The sequence below is a fragment of the Streptomyces tendae genome (genome assembly GCF_014650435.1).
GTDB lineage: Bacteria > Actinomycetota > Actinomycetes > Streptomycetales > Streptomycetaceae > Streptomyces > Streptomyces tendae.
In genome coordinates, this window is sequence record NZ_BMUY01000020.1 from 52,640 (window position 1) to 66,247 (window position 13,608).

General features: G+C 72.4%; 18 protein-coding genes. 10 read left to right on the forward strand and 8 right to left on the reverse strand.

Annotated features, from left to right (window positions below):
- Positions 1–10 precede the first annotated feature (10 nt).
- Positions 11–496 carry a nucleoside deaminase gene (locus IE258_RS36465; RefSeq protein WP_189750120.1) on the reverse strand — a complete coding sequence of 162 codons (486 nt, stop codon included), beginning with the start codon at positions 494–496 and terminating at the stop codon, positions 11–13.
- 142 nt (positions 497–638) lie between these two features.
- Between IE258_RS36465 and IE258_RS36470 the strand changes: the two genes are divergently transcribed.
- Entirely contained in the window at positions 639–1,598 is a 960-nt protein-coding gene (locus IE258_RS36470) for an SDR family oxidoreductase (RefSeq protein WP_189750121.1), read from the forward strand.
- A gap of 11 nt (positions 1,599–1,609) precedes the next feature.
- On the opposite strand, the gene IE258_RS36475 is transcribed toward IE258_RS36470, so the two are convergent.
- Positions 1,610–1,879 (reverse strand): GlsB/YeaQ/YmgE family stress response membrane protein, encoded by a 270-nt coding sequence (locus tag IE258_RS36475; protein WP_030182495.1) that lies wholly within the window; start codon positions 1,877–1,879, stop codon positions 1,610–1,612.
- 139 nt (positions 1,880–2,018) lie between these two features.
- Positions 2,019–2,462 (reverse strand): SPW repeat protein, encoded by a 444-nt coding sequence (locus IE258_RS36480; protein ID WP_052837273.1) that lies wholly within the window; start codon positions 2,460–2,462, stop codon positions 2,019–2,021.
- 222 nt (positions 2,463–2,684) lie between these two features.
- Here IE258_RS36480 and IE258_RS42130 point away from each other — a divergent pair, with 222 nt between their 5' ends.
- From IE258_RS42130 to IE258_RS36505, 6 genes are all read left to right on the forward strand, one after another.
- Positions 2,685–2,768 carry a putative leader peptide gene (locus IE258_RS42130; RefSeq protein WP_373309975.1) on the forward strand — a complete coding sequence of 28 codons (84 nt, stop codon included), beginning with the start codon at positions 2,685–2,687 and terminating at the stop codon, positions 2,766–2,768.
- A gap of 234 nt (positions 2,769–3,002) precedes the next feature.
- Positions 3,003–3,578: an NADPH-dependent FMN reductase gene (gene ssuE, locus IE258_RS36485; protein ID WP_189750122.1), complete on the forward strand. Its 576-nt coding sequence runs from the start codon at positions 3,003–3,005 to the stop codon at positions 3,576–3,578.
- A gap of 219 nt (positions 3,579–3,797) precedes the next feature.
- A complete protein-coding gene (locus IE258_RS36490; protein ID WP_189750123.1) occupies positions 3,798–4,688 on the forward strand; it encodes a glycoside hydrolase family 19 protein in 891 nt (296 codons plus the stop codon).
- A gap of 28 nt (positions 4,689–4,716) precedes the next feature.
- Positions 4,717–5,616, forward strand: coding sequence for an aldo/keto reductase (locus IE258_RS36495; protein ID WP_189750124.1), 900 nt, complete (start codon positions 4,717–4,719; stop codon positions 5,614–5,616).
- Between the two features lie 99 nt (positions 5,617–5,715).
- Positions 5,716–6,111: a VOC family protein gene (locus tag IE258_RS36500; RefSeq protein ID WP_189750125.1), complete on the forward strand. Its 396-nt coding sequence runs from the start codon at positions 5,716–5,718 to the stop codon at positions 6,109–6,111.
- 47 nt (positions 6,112–6,158) lie between these two features.
- Positions 6,159–7,238 carry an adenosine deaminase gene (locus tag IE258_RS36505; RefSeq protein ID WP_189750126.1) on the forward strand — a complete coding sequence of 360 codons (1,080 nt, stop codon included), beginning with the start codon at positions 6,159–6,161 and terminating at the stop codon, positions 7,236–7,238.
- Here the strand turns inward: IE258_RS36505 and IE258_RS36510 are convergent.
- Together IE258_RS36510 and IE258_RS36515 are read right to left on the reverse strand one after the other, a co-directional pair.
- Positions 7,220–7,735, reverse strand: a complete 516-nt coding sequence (locus IE258_RS36510; protein ID WP_189750127.1) for a mycothiol transferase — start codon at positions 7,733–7,735, stop codon at positions 7,220–7,222. The genes IE258_RS36505 and IE258_RS36510 overlap by 19 nt on opposite strands.
- A 56-nt stretch (positions 7,736–7,791) precedes the next feature.
- Positions 7,792–8,676 carry a LysR family transcriptional regulator gene (locus IE258_RS36515; RefSeq protein WP_189750128.1) on the reverse strand — a complete coding sequence of 295 codons (885 nt, stop codon included), beginning with the start codon at positions 8,674–8,676 and terminating at the stop codon, positions 7,792–7,794.
- A gap of 128 nt (positions 8,677–8,804) precedes the next feature.
- On the opposite strand from IE258_RS36515, the gene mgrA reads away from it, so the two are divergent.
- Positions 8,805–9,797, forward strand: coding sequence for an L-glyceraldehyde 3-phosphate reductase (mgrA, locus tag IE258_RS36520; protein WP_189750129.1), 993 nt, complete (start codon positions 8,805–8,807; stop codon positions 9,795–9,797).
- 318 nt (positions 9,798–10,115) lie between these two features.
- On the forward strand, positions 10,116–10,526 hold the full coding sequence (locus IE258_RS36525; RefSeq protein WP_076973003.1) for a hypothetical protein: 411 nt from the start codon (positions 10,116–10,118) through the stop codon (positions 10,524–10,526).
- A 42-nt stretch (positions 10,527–10,568) separates the two neighbouring features.
- Here IE258_RS36525 and IE258_RS36530 read toward each other — a convergent pair whose 3' ends face one another.
- From IE258_RS36530 to IE258_RS36540, 3 genes are all read right to left on the reverse strand, one after another.
- On the reverse strand, positions 10,569–11,846 hold the full coding sequence (locus IE258_RS36530; RefSeq protein WP_189750130.1) for a streptophobe family protein: 1,278 nt from the start codon (positions 11,844–11,846) through the stop codon (positions 10,569–10,571).
- A gap of 134 nt (positions 11,847–11,980) precedes the next feature.
- Positions 11,981–12,397: a hypothetical protein gene (locus tag IE258_RS36535; RefSeq protein ID WP_189750131.1), complete on the reverse strand. Its 417-nt coding sequence runs from the start codon at positions 12,395–12,397 to the stop codon at positions 11,981–11,983.
- On the reverse strand, positions 12,394–12,978 hold the full coding sequence (locus tag IE258_RS36540; RefSeq protein ID WP_189750132.1) for a PRC-barrel domain-containing protein: 585 nt from the start codon (positions 12,976–12,978) through the stop codon (positions 12,394–12,396). The genes IE258_RS36535 and IE258_RS36540 overlap by 4 nt, the downstream gene beginning before the upstream one ends.
- A gap of 167 nt (positions 12,979–13,145) precedes the next feature.
- On the opposite strand from IE258_RS36540, the gene IE258_RS36545 reads away from it, so the two are divergent.
- Positions 13,146–13,601 (forward strand): ATP-binding protein, encoded by a 456-nt coding sequence (locus tag IE258_RS36545; RefSeq protein WP_127896618.1) that lies wholly within the window; start codon positions 13,146–13,148, stop codon positions 13,599–13,601.
- Positions 13,602–13,608 lie beyond the last annotated feature (7 nt).

Consider the following 13,608-nt stretch of genomic DNA (forward strand, 5'->3'; position numbering starts at 1 on the left):
GCGCCCCGGCTCAGCCGCGTCCCGTGTGGAAACGCCGGTGCAACGCGTGGATCTCCTCCGTGAGTTGCGGCACCGGGCCCTCCACGGTCACGCCGGGCGCCACCTCCTGCACCGGGAGCGGCCGCACCGGCGCTGCCGGGACGCCCAACTCCGCCAGCCAGGAGCCCAGTTGCTCCGACGAGGCGACGTACACGATGCGCCCCAGGCCCACCCACGCGTGGGCGGCGGAGCACATGGGGCAGTGCTCGCCCGACGTGTACACCGTGGCCGCGGCCCGTTCCTCGGGGGTCAGCCGGGCGGCGGACCAGCGCGCGAGCTCGAACTCCGGGTGGCGGGTCCGGTCGCCGGAGGCCACCCGGTTGTGGTCCTCGGCCAGCACCCTGCCGTCCCCGCCCACCAGCACCGATCCGAACGGCTCGTCGCCGGCCTCCAGCGCCGCGGCCGCCAACTCCACACAACGGCGCAGGTGTGGCAGTTCGTTGTCCTTGACGACCATGGCGCACCGCCCTCCTCGTGACGTGATCCTTTCCGCCCACCCTAGGCTCCCCGGCTCGAACCATCTTGCTAGCGGTAATCGCGAGAGTTATAGTCTCTAACGAAAGCGAGCGCTGATAGCGACCCGAGTCAAGAGGAGCACCATGTCCACCGCCACTCCGCAGCAGCCCACCCCGCACGTCGTCCTGGGATCCGGCCCCGCCGGCACCGCGCTCGCCCGTGAGCTGGTGCGTCGGGGACACCCCGTCCGCCTGGTGGACCGCGGTGCCGCCGGTCCCGCGATCGAGGGCGTCGAGCGCGTCGCCGCCGACGTGAGCACGGCCGACGGCGCGCGCGCCGCCATACGGGACGCCGCCGTCGTGTACCACTGCGTCAACGTCGCCTATCACCTCCAGGTCGACGTGATGCCCCGGGTCCAGGAGGCCGTCCTGGCCGCCGTCGAGGCGAGCGGCGCCCGGCTGGTGGTGCTCGACACGCTCTACCCGTACGGCGAGACCGGGGGAGCGGTGATGACCGAGGACAGCCCCTGGAACGCGACCAGCCGCAAGGGGCGGATGCGCGCCGAGCTGGACGAGCGCTACCTCGCCGCCCACCGGTCCGGCCGGGCCCGTGTGGTCCTCGGCCGCAGTGCCGACTTCGTCGGACCGGGCGTCCTCAACTCGTCCCTGGGTGCAGCGGCCTTCCCCGGCGCGCTCACCGGTGGTGACGTCGTGGCGATGGGCGACATCGACCTGCCGCACAGCTACACGGGCATCGAGGACGTGGCGGCCGGTCTCGCGACCCTCGGCGAGCGTCCCGAGGGCGACGGCCGCGTGTGGCACCTGCCGACCGCGCCGGCCGTCAGCACGCGCGAGATCCACGCGATGATCGAGAAGCGGGTGGGCAGGCCGCTGAACGTCGTCGTGCTGGAGCGGCCCCGCCCCTTCGGCCCCTTCGACGAGCAGATGATGGCCGAGTACGAGGAGATGTTCTACCAGCACACGGAGCCGCAGATCATGGACTCCGGGGCCTTCGAGCGGTTCTTCGAGGTGACTCCGACGCCGCTCGCGGACACCGTGGACGCGACCGTCACCTGGTACGAGGCGTGGCTCCGCAGCCGGTGACGGTCAGGCCCTCAACGGCCCGGACGTGACCGGGACCGGTCCAGCGCGGCCACGCCGACCGCGGCCAGGCCGATCTGGATGAGCCACTCGACCCAGTCGACCCCGTCGGTGTCGGCCACGTCGAACGCCGACGCGATCCACGATCCGACGAGCGCGGCCACGATGCCGACGAGGATCGTCCACAGGACGCCGATGCGCTGCCGGCCCGGAACGACCAGCCGGCCCAGCACGCCGATCACCACACCGATGACGATGGCGCTGATAATGCCGTCGATCTCCATCTCCACCCCTTTTGCAGGACCTCCGCTGTAGTGCGTCTGCCCGCTGCGGGCGGGTGCAGTCCGCCGATCGGGCGGCGGCACGGGCGACGGGCCGGCCCGCGGGTGCGAGGCCGGCCCGTGCCGTTTCCTTCCGGTGTGTCTAGGGCCTGCGTGGTGCGCTCCGCGCCGCCGTACCGGCGCAGACCATGCCCAGAACAAGGGCCAGGGCGCCGATGACGATGTTGTTCCAGATGACACCGGCGTCCGGGCTCGTGCCGACGATCCAGGGCGAGATGATCATCCAGACTCCGATCGCGCACATGGCCCAGCTGAGGCCGTACATGCGCTCCGGGGCGCGGGTGAATCCGAGGGCCAGCAGACCGATGGCGATGCCCACGATCAGGTTGTGGGCCACGAGTGAGGGCTGGCTGGTGGTGAAGTGGAGTATCCACGGGGACACGGCACAGTAGAGGCCGAGCAGGAACACCGGCCCGTCCACGAGTGCCACGTCGCGACCACCGAGCACGCGCGCGTAGCGCGCCTGCATTTCCGGGGCGTCCGGGTGGCTGGTGATGTCACCTCGGGAGTGCGAGACGTTGGCCATGAGTCGTCTCCTTTGACTTGCAGGGCCGACCGCTTCTGGTGCGGTGTGCGGTAGCGCCGCATAAGGGCATTCTGCTCTTATTTCGCCCTTATGTGTAGGGGTGGGCGGGCCGGGATCCCGATGGTCCGCATTGTCACGCCCGTGTGAATTCCGGGGCCGGGACGTGAGACCGGTTCCGGTTCTCCTTGACCGTCCTCGACCGGCGCTGCCACGATCGTCGACATGACCACGCGACCGGATCTCCCGCGGCGACGCCACGTCGACCTCGCGCGCGTCTCCAGCGCCTCCTGTCGCGCCGCGGCCTGATCCCGCCGGTCCGCCGCCCGCCCCGCCCCGCCCTGCCGCGTCCCGGCCGCGCCGGCCCGGCGCCGCCCTGCGCGTAACCCCCGCACCGCCTGAACCGGGCCGCACCCGCGGTCCGGTGGGGCCCGCCGCCCTCAACTGCCCTCCCTCGCCCCGGTCGGCGTACTCCCGCAGGGGGGCCGCGCCGGTCCTGCCGCCGCGCTCGCCGCTCCGCTCGAAGCACCGAAAAGAGGACCCATGGCCACCGTCCTGTCCGTCTCCGGCAGTCCCTCCGCCTCCTCCCGCACCAACCGGCTGCTGCGCCACCTCGACGACCGTCTGACGGCGCGGGGCCACGAGGTGATACCGCTCGACGTCCGCACCGTCCCCGCCGAGGCCCTGCTCGGCGCGGACTTCGGGCACCCCGCGATCACGGGGGCCGCCGAACTGTTCGCGCGTGCCGACGGTGTCGTGGTCGCCACGCCGGTCTACAAGGCGTCGTACTCCGGTGTCCTCAAGGCACTTCTCGACCTCCTCCCGCAGTACGCCCTCACCGGCAAGACGGTGCTGCCGCTCGCCACCGGGGGCTCCACCGCCCACGTCCTGGCGATCGACTACGCGCTCCGCCCGGTGCTCCACTCCATGGGAGCGGCGCACGTCGTGCCGGGCTGGTTCACCCTGGACCGGGACATCTCGGCCCACGAGGACGGCACGGTCACCGTCGCCCCGGCCGCCGCGGAGGCCCTCGCCCACGTGGTCGACCAGTTCGCGGCGGCCCTGACCGCCCGGCCGGCCGTCCCGGTGCCGACGGCCGCGCTGGCCGCGGCGAGTTGAGCGACCCGCCACGGTCGCGGGTCAACTCCTCGGCCGAACAGGCGGATTGGATTGGTCTACACCCTTGACTGGTACAGACCAAGGCGGTTGAGTATGCCTCACACCCCCCTCCACGGCCGCCCCCACGCCGTGGCCGGTCCGACCGGCACGTGCGCACAAGGTTCCGCTCCACCCTGCCCTTGTACGGGAGCGGCCGTGCTCCGCAGAAGGAGACAACCTGTGTCGAGGCGCCGCATATCCGCACTGGTGACCACTCTCGCCCTCGCCGGCGCAGTGCCGTTGCTCATGCCCGCAGGCGAGGCTTCCGCCGCCGCGTGTTCGAGCTACCCCGCATGGTCGGCCGACGCGAACTACAACACCGGCGACGTCGTCCGCTACACCGACGGCAAGGCGTACATCGCCGAGCACGCCAACCCGGGCTACGACCCGCTCATCAGCACCTGGTACTGGGAGCCGTACGCCTGTGACGGCGGTTCGCAGACGCCGGTCGGCAACTTCGTGGTCAGCGAGGCCCAGTTCAACCAGATGTTCCCGGGCCGGAACTCCTTCTACACCTACAGCGGCCTCACCGCCGCGCTCAGCGCCTACCCCGGCTTCGCCAACACCGGCAGCGACACCACCAAGAAGCAGGAGGCGGCGGCCTTCCTCGCCAACGTCAGTCACGAGACCGGCGGCCTCGTGCACATCGTCGAGCAGAACACCGCCAACTACCCGCACTACTGCGACTGGAACCAGCCCTACGGCTGCCCGGCCGGCCAGGCCGCCTACTACGGGCGCGGACCGATCCAGCTCAGCTGGAACTTCAACTACAAGGCCGCGGGCGACGCGCTCGGCATCGACCTGCTGGGCAACCCCTGGCTGGTGCAGAACGAGGCGGCCGTGGCCTGGAAGACCGGCCTGTGGTACTGGAACACCCAGTCCGGGCCCGGCACCATGACCCCGCACAACGCCATCGTCAACGGCGCCGGCTTCGGCCAGACCATCCGCTCCATCAACGGCTCGCTGGAGTGCGACGGCAAGAACCCCGCGCAGGTCCAAAGCCGGGTCACCAAGTACCAGCAGTTCAGCCAGATCCTCGGCGTCTCGCCGGGCGGGAACCTGTACTGCTGACCCCTGTCGGGTGTGCGAAACTCCGCCGATGACCTCGGAAACGATCACCGCGGAGTCCGCGGGTACCTGGCACCTCGGCGACCTGCCCGTCCGCCGCGTCGGCTTCGGCGCGATGCGGCTGACGGGCAGCGCCGCCTTCCACCTCGGCGACCCGAGCGACCGCGAGCGCTCCCTCGCCGTACTGCGCCGGGCCGTCGAACTGGGTGTCAACCACATCGACACCGCCGCCTTCTACTTCTCCTCCCTGCGCTCCGCCAACGAACTGATCAACAGCGCGCTCGCGCCCTACGCCGACGACCTGGTCATCGCCACCAAGGTCGGCCCGTACCGCGACTGGTCGGGGGAGTGGGGCACCTCCGCCCGCCCCGAGGACCTGCGCGGCCACGTCGAGGAGAACCTGCGCCAGCTCGGCCGCGACCACCTCGACGTGGTCTACCTGCGCCGCATGCGCCAGGACTCGATCGCCGAGCACTTCGGCGCCCTGGCCGAGCTGCGCGCGGCGGGACTGGTCCGCCACCTCGCCCTGTCCGACGTGGAGCCACGGCACCTGGCCGAGGCCCAGGCCATCGCCCCGGTGGTGAGCGTCCAGAACCGGTACGGCCTCGGCTTCCACGACCCCGCCACCGACGCGCTCCTGGCCCAGTGCCGCGCGCAGGGCGTCGCCTTCGTGCCGTTCTACGCCATCGCCGGCGAGGCCGGACCGCGGGGCGCCGGCACCGCACACGAGGAGGAGGTGCGCGCCGTGGCCCTGGCGCACGGAGCGAGCCCCGCACAGGTACGGATCGCCTGGACCCTGCACCAGGGCCCGAACGTCCTGGCCATCCCCGGCACCGGCAACCCCGACCACCTCGCCGAGAACGTCGCCGCGGGCGCGTTGCGCCTCACCGACGAGGAACTCGCACGGCTGGACGGCGCCCGCACCGGCTGACCCGCGTCGCACGGCGCCGGTTCCCCGGGGCGGGGACTTGGCGTCCGGTGAGTTTTACGTATAACCTCTCCCGTCAATCGCCCGTCCCGGAAGGTGCCGATGACACGCATCGCCCTGGTCGCCCTCGTCGTCGACGACTACGACGAGGCGATCCGCTTCTACACCGAGGCCCTCGGCTTCCGCCTCGCCGAGGACACGCCCCGGCCCGACGGCTCCCGCTGGGTCGTCGTCGAGCCCGGCGGGCCGGGCGGCGGCACCGCCCTGCTGCTGGCCCGCGCCAAGGGGGATGCCCAGCGTGCCCGGGTCGGCGACCAGACGGGCGGGCGCGTCGGGTTCTTCCTGCACACCGACGACTTCGCCCGCGACCACGCCCGCATGACCGCGGCGGGTGTGACCTTCCTGGAGGAGCCCCGCCGCGAGCCCTACGGCTCGGTCGCCGTCTTCCAGGACCTGTACGGCAACCGCTGGGACCTGCTCCAGCCCGTCGTCCCCTGACCGTCCCCCGATCGTCCGCCCCCAGAACCGCCGAGGAACCATCGCACATGCCATCTACGCGCATAGACGCCGAAACTCTCCGCCGCCTCCCCAAGGCTGTCCTGCACGACCACCTCGACGGCGGGCTGCGCCCGGCGACCGTCGTGGAGCTGGCCGAGAGCGTCGGGCACACCCTGCCCACCACGGACCCGGAAGAGCTGGCCGCCTGGTACTACGAGGCCGCCAACTCCGGTGACCTGGTGCGCTACATCGCCACCTTCGAACACACCCTCGCCGTGATGCAGAACCGCGAGGGGCTGCTGCGCACCGCCGAGGAGTACGTCCTGGACCTCGCCGCCGACGGCGTGGTCTACGGCGAGGTCCGCTACGCCCCCGAGCTGAACACCAGGGGCGGGCTGTCGATGCGGGAGGTCGTGGAGACCGTCCAGGAAGGGCTCGCCGCCGGCATGGCCAAGGCGGCCGCCGCCGGGACACCCGTCCGGGTCGGCACCCTGCTCTGCGGCATGCGGATGTTCGACCGGGTCCGCGAGGCCGCCGACCTCGCGGTCGCCTTCCGGGACGCCGGTGTCGTCGGCTTCGACATCGCCGGCGCCGAGGACGGCTTCCCGCCCGCCGACCACCTCGACGCCTTCGAGCACCTGCGCCGCGAGAACGTGCCCTTCACCATCCACGCCGGCGAGGCGCACGGGCTGCCCAGCATCCACCAGGCCCTCCAGGTGTGCGGCGCCCAGCGCATCGGGCACGGCGTGCGCATCACCGACGACATCCCCGACCTCGCGGCCGGCAAGCTCGGGCGGCTCGCCGCCTGGGTGCGCGACCGCCGGATCGCCCTGGAGATGTGCCCGACCTCGAACCTCCAGACCGGCGCCGCCGGCTCGATCGCCGAGCACCCGATCACGGCGCTCAAGGACCTCGGCTTCCGCGTCACCCTCAACACCGACAACCGCCTCGTGTCCGGCACGACGATGACCCGCGAGATGTCCCTGCTGGTCGAGCAGGCGGGCTGGAGCGTCGAGGACCTGCGCACGGTCACGGTGAACGCCCTGAAGAGCGCCTTCGTCCCCTTCGACGAGCGCAACGCCCTCATCGAGGACGTGGTCCTGCCGGCCTACGCCTTGGCGCTCTGAACGAGCCCGCGCACATAGGCGGCCTGTCCGACGTGCTGGAGGTCGTCGGACAGGACGCTGACCAGTCGTACGGCGAGCGTGACCGGCGGGTCCCAGTTGTCGTCGACGACCCGCTCCAGGTCCTTGGCCGCCAGGGAGCGCAGGGCGGTGAGCGTCTGCTCGTGCACGGCGTCGTAGTAGCCGGTCAGCAGGTCGCCCGAGTCGACGCGCACCTTCGCCACCTGGGCCGGGCTGTGGCCGTACCCGGTGTCGCGGCGGGGCAGCCCCAGGCCGAAGCGTTTCTCCCACTCCCCGGTGAGCCACACCTGGTCGAGCCCGAAGGCGTCGGCGACGTGGTCGTCCTGGACGCGGGTGAGGTGCCAGACCAGCCAGGCCACGGAGTTGGCGTCGGCGGCGGGGCGGGCGTTCAGGCCGTCGGGGTCCAGGCCCTCGACGGCGGCGTGGACTTCTTCCTGGATGCGGCCGTAGCCCTCGATGAGGATGTCCTTCGCATGCATACGTCCACCATCGCTCAGTCCGCCCGCCCGCGCCCCCCGTTCACCCCGCTTCCCCTTCACCCGCTTCCTGTCTCCAGCAGACCCATCAGCGCCCGCGCCGCCGGACTGGTGGCCTGCGCGGGCGGGAGCAGCGCGATGGTCTCGTACTCGGTGCCGCCCGCGTCCTTGAGGGGCAGCGAGGTCAGAGCGGCGCGCTTGTGGCGGAAGTGCCGCGGCACCACCGCGATGCCGAGGTTCTCGTCGATCAGGTCCAGCAGCCCGTGCACGTCGTTCACCTCCAGCGGCACGGTCCGCCGCACGCCCGCCGCGGCGAAGACGGCGTCGGTCACGCGGCGCGGACCCCAGTCCGGGTGGAAGTCGACGAAGACCTCGTCGGCCAGGTCGTGCGGGGTGAGCACCGCGCCGTCCGCCACGAGCCGGTGGTCGGGGTGGCACAGCACCGTCATCGGCTCGCCGGCCAGCGACACCGAGCGCAGCTGGTCCGTGTCCGCCTGGGTGCGGTAGGCGAAGGCCAGGTCGAGCCGGCCCGCCGCGACCTCCTCCGCCAGCTCCCCGGAGCCCGCCTGCCGCAGCCGGATCTCCACGTCCGGGTGCCGTCGCCGGAACGCCGCCAGCAGCCCGGCCACCGGCACCCCGGCGATACACTGCTCGGCGCCCAGCGACAGCGTCCCGCGCAGCACGCCCTGCACCGCGGCGACCGCCTCGTGCGCCGACCGCACCTGGGCCAGGATGCGCTGGGCCTCGCCCAGCAGCGCCCGCCCCGCCTCCGTCAGCGTCACCCGGCGGGTCGTGCGCACGAACAGCGGCGCCCGCAGCTCCCGCTCCAGGGCCCGGATCGACGCCGACAGGCCGGACTGGGACACCAGCAGCCGTTCCGCCGCGCGGGTGAAGTGCTGGTCCTCGGCGACCGCCACGAAGTGCTGGAGATGACGCAGTTCCATGATTGAGAAGCGTAACCGCGCAATCCCATCGGATTCTTCTGTTGGACCACTGCACGCAGGTCACGCGAGAGTGGGGGACGGTTCCACCCAAGCCCCGTACCTCGGGGGCCAACCCCTCTGGAGTCGCGTTGTACACCGCACACCCCGACCGCTACGCGGAGATGCCCTACCGGCGCACCGGACGCAGCGGTCTGAAGCTCCCCGCGCTCTCGCTCGGCCTGTGGCACAACTTCGGCCCGGACCGGCCCGTCGAGACCCAGCGCGCCATCCTGCGCCGCGCCTTCGACCTCGGCGTCACCCACTTCGACCTCGCCAACAACTACGGCCCGCCGCCCGGCTCCGCCGAGTCCGCGCTCGGGGAGGCCCTGAAGGCCGACTTCGCGCCGTACCGCGACGAGCTGGTGATCTCCACCAAGGCGGGCTACCTGATGTGGCCCGGACCGTACGGCGAGTGGGGCTCGCGCAAGTACCTGCTGTCGTCCCTGGACCAGAGCCTGTCCCGGATGGGCCTGGAGTACGTCGACATCTTCTACTCGCACCGCCCCGACCCGAAGACTCCGCTGGAGGAGACGATGGGCGCGCTGCACACGGCGGTGCAGCAGGGCAAGGCACTGTACGTCGGCGTCTCCAACTACTCGGCGGAGCAGACCCGCGAGGCCGCCCGTATCCTCGCCGAGCTGGGCACCCCGCTGCTGATCCACCAGCCGCGCTACTCCATGCTCGACCGCCGCCCCGAGACCGGCGGACTGCTGGACGCCCTCGACGAACTGCAGGTCGGCTCCATCGCCTACTCCCCGCTGGAGCAGGGCCTGCTGACCGGCCGCTACCTCAACGGCATCCCGGAGGACTCGCGGGCAGCGAGCGACAGCCCCTTCCTCAACTCCGACGCGGTCACCGAGGAACTGGTCGGCAAGCTGCGCGCCCTGAACGAGATCGCCGGGTCCCGCGGCCAGTCACTGGCCCAGCTGGCCCTGGCCTGGGTGCTGCGGCAGGGCAGGGTGACCTCGGCCCTGGTCGGCGCGAGCAGCCCGCGACAGCTGGAGGACAGCGTCGCGGCCATCGGGAACCTCGACTTCGGCGCCGACGAACTGGCCCGCATCGACAAGGTCGTCCAGGGCTAGGGACCGGCCCTGGAGCCCGTCCCCGGGCGGGGCGTGCACAGCGATTCCGGAGGCGTACCGCGCCTCCGGAATCCACGTGTGTGCGCCCCGCTCCGCGCTCGTGCCCGGCCGTGGTGCGGCATCGGCGCGGCATTTCGGCCAACCACGGCCGCGAATATGCCAGGAGACTGGCCGGAAATTCATGGTGACAGTGGTTCAGTAGTGAACATACTCACCACTAGGGCCTTTCACACCATGCGACAGTGCCCTCACGCACAGCACACGAGCCGCACGGACGCGCCGCCCGACCGGCAGGCGGGCGTGACGGGGAGGGCAGCAGTGCACGACGAGTTCCTGTGCCATGTCACCGCCTACGGTGTCTGTGACGGCCGGCGCATCGGTGTTCCCCTGGGCACCTACCGGGCCCCCACGCTCGCCCTGGCCCTGTGGTGGCTGCGGGACCGGGCGTCGTGGATCGCCGAGCGGCTGGATCCGCAGCCCGACACCCCGCACTTACCGCGCGGCGCCCTGACTCCCGTCGCCGACGACGCGCCCGACGTGCCGCGCATGCTGCGCGCCTGGTGCGCCGACGACGTACAACAGGAGCTGGTCGCCGACGAGTTGGCCGCGGGGCACCTGGTGCGCGTCGCGACCAGCGACGAGACCACCGAGTACGAGCTGATGGCCGAGTCCGTGGACGCGCTGCGCATGCAGCGGGCCGCGCCGCTCCTGGTCGTCCCCGTCGCCTGAACCGGCCGCGCCCGACCTCCAGGTCCGCCGCACCGGCCCGCTTCAGGACCGGACCCTGCCGGACCGCCCGCCCACCCGCCGTGCGAGCAGCGCACCCAGGCACCCGGCGACCAGCCCCCACAGCAGCGCGAGACCCACCGCACCCCACAGCCGCGGCCGCAGGAACAACTGCCCGGACAGCCCACCGTCCAGGTCGCCGATGCCGAGTACCGACAACCCGTAATGGGCGGAGATCCGGCCGACGAGGCCGATCATGAGGACCGTGAGGGCCAGGGCGACGGCCATGTGCACGGCGTGCAGCCAGACCGGCATCCGGGCCGGGGAGCGGGACGCCATCAGGAATCCGGCCGCCAGGACCAGGACCGCCGCGGCGACCAGCAGCCACCACATCCGCCCGTCGCGTTCGGCGAGCGTGCTCACGTTCACCGTCGAGACGTCCGGCGTGCGCAGCACCTCGTCGAGCACCCGCGGCATCGGGAGCCCGAACGGCCCCTCCACCCGTCCGTTCCAGGTCGCCCCGAGTCCGATCGTGAGGGCGGGCCAGGCCAGGTTCGGCAGCCCGAGCAGCAGTACCGCGAAGGTGTCCGCGGGACTGCCCCGCGTCCCGGCGACGACCAGGGCCACGACGACGCCGACGACCACGTACGCGAGCAGCAGCGCGACCATCGCGTACGCGGCCGGCCGTACCGACGTCCGCAGCCGCAGCAGCCGCCCGGGCAGCGGCGCCCGCTGCGAGACCAGCAGCGCGAGGACGAGCACCCCCGCCAGCCACAGCAGGCCGAAGAGGACGGTGAGCGGCACGTCCGTGGTGAAACCGACCGTCGGGCTGACGCCGAACAGGTCGCCGAGGTCGTTCAGCAGGCCCTCCCCGAGCGAGACCTCGAAGGTCTGCCGCGCGGCGAACGACGTCCCGAGGAGGGCGATCAACCACAGGACGGCGATCCGCGCGGCCCAGCCGGCCAGTTCCCGGACGCCGGCCACGGCCCGGTGGCGCAGCGGACGCAGGAAGCCCCGGGCGATCACCAGCGCACCGGTCAGGGTGACGGACAGCGGCATCACGGTCAGCCCCGCGTCGGTGGCCGCCAGCTCGCCCGCGTCGCCCGACATCTCCAACGCGCCGCCCACCGCGCTGACGACGGTCGCCACCACGACCCGTGGGAAGGCGTCGTCCGGCAGGTCCGTGGCACCGGCCGCCCACAGCCCGAGCGCGGCCACGGCCCCCATGGCGACCAGCCCTGCCAGCACCGTGCCCAGGGCCTGCACCCAGCCGTGGCGGGCGACCGCCCGGCCGGCGGTTGAGGGGGGAGGACCGGCTGGCATGGGGGGTACGGGAGGCTCTGCGGGGGTTCGCGGACTCACGGGGCCACGCTAAGCAGCCCCCGCCGGGCCCGCCCGCCGACAGGGCCGTACGCGTCGGACGGCGCGGTCCGGCTCCCGCCCGCACCGGCCGGCGTTCAGGCCGCCCGCACGACCAGGGCGTAGTCGCCGAGGCCCAGCAGGCGGTCGGCCGGCAGCTCACCGCGGGTGGTGAAGAGTGCGAGGAGACGGGCGGTGCGGGTGTCGAACGCGACGTCCAGCACCGTGCCCTGCCCGGTACCCGTGTCGCTGAGGATCCGGTGGCCCAGCAGGTCGTGGTGGGGCGGCGCCGACTCGTCGGCGGCCGCGGAACCCACCCGGACGGCGCCCGGTCCGACCGCGCCCACCGCGTCCCAGGGCAGCGCCGTCTCCCGGCCGAACCGGCTGCCGCGCCACCAGACGTGGCTGACGCACCCGGAGACGACGTCGACGCTCAGGGAGGTCACGGTGCCGAGCGGACCGGCCCCGTCCGGCGGCACCACCGGCAGCCCGCGCACCTCGGTGAACAGCATCACGACAGCGAGCCCCTCCACCACCCCGGCACACCACCGACCAGGGCGGTGAAGCCGGGCAGGTCGTCCGCGACGTGCCGGACCGCGTCCTCGGGCAGCACCAGGGCCCGGCCGGTGACCGTGAGCGTGCCGCCGCGCGGCACGTACACCCGGCGCCGGTGACGGGCGTGGCCGGGCACGAACCGCCGGCTCGCCGCCACCCGGAAGCCGACGACCCGCCCACCGGTGCCGCCCTCCACCACGACGTCCAGCACCGTGCCGATCTCCGTCCCCGCCTCGGTCAGCACCCTCGCCCCCAGCAACCGAGCCCGCAGGTGCTGCTGGTGGGCCGTCATCGCCGCCGCGGCCACCAGGCCCCGCCGGTCCCGGATCATCACCGCGTCGTGGCCCAGCGCGTGCACGGCCGACCAGGGCAGGCCCTCCTTGAGCGGGCCGGACAGCAGGCCGCGTCCCGTGAGGGTGAAACCGGTGATCCGGGCCGCGGCTGCGTCGCATACGGTGTCCTTGACCTGGGCGACCGCATCGCCGCCGAGCGTGACCACCGGCCGGGTGGTGAGGCTTCGTGCGGCCATCAGTTCGTTCATCGCACACCCTTCCCCACCCGCTCGCACACCCCTGACACAGCCACGGGTTCCCCGCACGACTGTGACGATGCCCGCACTGTGAAGAGACGGGGACTGCGATGCGCGGCTCGGGGTACGAGGACAGATGCAGCAGCGTCCGGCCAGTCCGGCTTCCGAGAGAGAAACGCATGACCGAGTACCTGGACGGGGCAGTGATACCGACTGGTTTCGACGTACCCGTGGAACCGCTGAGGCGGGCGGCACACTACTCCGGTGAGCCGGGATGCATAGCGCAGGCGCGTTCCTTCGCCTCGCTCTTCCTCGAACAGCTGAGGACCGAGTGGTGCGCCGCGATCGGCGCGCGTGCCGACGGCGCGGTGCTGCTGGTGGTGAGCGAGCTGGTCACCAACGCCGACCGGCACAGCAGGGGACCGTACATCCTGGAGCTGGAGGGCACGGGCAGCGCGGTCACGGTGACCGTGTACGACAGCAGTGGCGCGGTGCCGGAGCGCTTCCCCCGGGATCCCGAGCGGGTCGGCCGGCACGGTCTGGAGATCGTGCACGCCCTGGTCGAGACGGTCGTCGTCGAACGCGTCCCGGTCGGCAAACGCGTACGCGCCGTGGTGCCCCTCACCGAGGAGTGAAGGACAC

Bases quoted from the DNA above. Each gene is read 5' to 3' on its own strand.
- IE258_RS36505 (WP_189750126.1), top strand. From the start codon at position 6,159: ATGCCATCTACGCGCATAGACGCCGAAACTCTCCGCCGCCTCCCCAAG.
- IE258_RS36465 (WP_189750120.1), bottom strand. From the start codon at position 496: ATGGTCGTCAAGGACAACGAACTGCCACACCTGCGCCGTTGTGTGGAG.
- IE258_RS36475 (WP_030182495.1), bottom strand. From the start codon at position 1,879: ATGGAGATCGACGGCATTATCAGCGCCATCGTCATCGGTGTGGTGATC.
- IE258_RS42130 (WP_373309975.1), top strand. From the start codon at position 2,685: ATGACCACGCGACCGGATCTCCCGCGGCGACGCCACGTCGACCTCGCG.
- IE258_RS36500 (WP_189750125.1), top strand. From the start codon at position 5,716: ATGACACGCATCGCCCTGGTCGCCCTCGTCGTCGACGACTACGACGAG.
- IE258_RS36545 (WP_127896618.1), top strand. From the start codon at position 13,146: ATGACCGAGTACCTGGACGGGGCAGTGATACCGACTGGTTTCGACGTA.
- IE258_RS36470 (WP_189750121.1), top strand. From the start codon at position 639: ATGTCCACCGCCACTCCGCAGCAGCCCACCCCGCACGTCGTCCTGGGA.
- IE258_RS36480 (WP_052837273.1), bottom strand. From the start codon at position 2,462: ATGGCCAACGTCTCGCACTCCCGAGGTGACATCACCAGCCACCCGGAC.
- IE258_RS36530 (WP_189750130.1), bottom strand. From the start codon at position 11,846: ATGCCAGCCGGTCCTCCCCCCTCAACCGCCGGCCGGGCGGTCGCCCGC.
- ssuE (WP_189750122.1), top strand. From the start codon at position 3,003: ATGGCCACCGTCCTGTCCGTCTCCGGCAGTCCCTCCGCCTCCTCCCGC.
- IE258_RS36540 (WP_189750132.1), bottom strand. From the start codon at position 12,978: ATGAACGAACTGATGGCCGCACGAAGCCTCACCACCCGGCCGGTGGTC.
- IE258_RS36510 (WP_189750127.1), bottom strand. From the start codon at position 7,735: ATGCATGCGAAGGACATCCTCATCGAGGGCTACGGCCGCATCCAGGAA.
- IE258_RS36495 (WP_189750124.1), top strand. From the start codon at position 4,717: ATGACCTCGGAAACGATCACCGCGGAGTCCGCGGGTACCTGGCACCTC.
- IE258_RS36515 (WP_189750128.1), bottom strand. From the start codon at position 8,676: ATGGAACTGCGTCATCTCCAGCACTTCGTGGCGGTCGCCGAGGACCAG.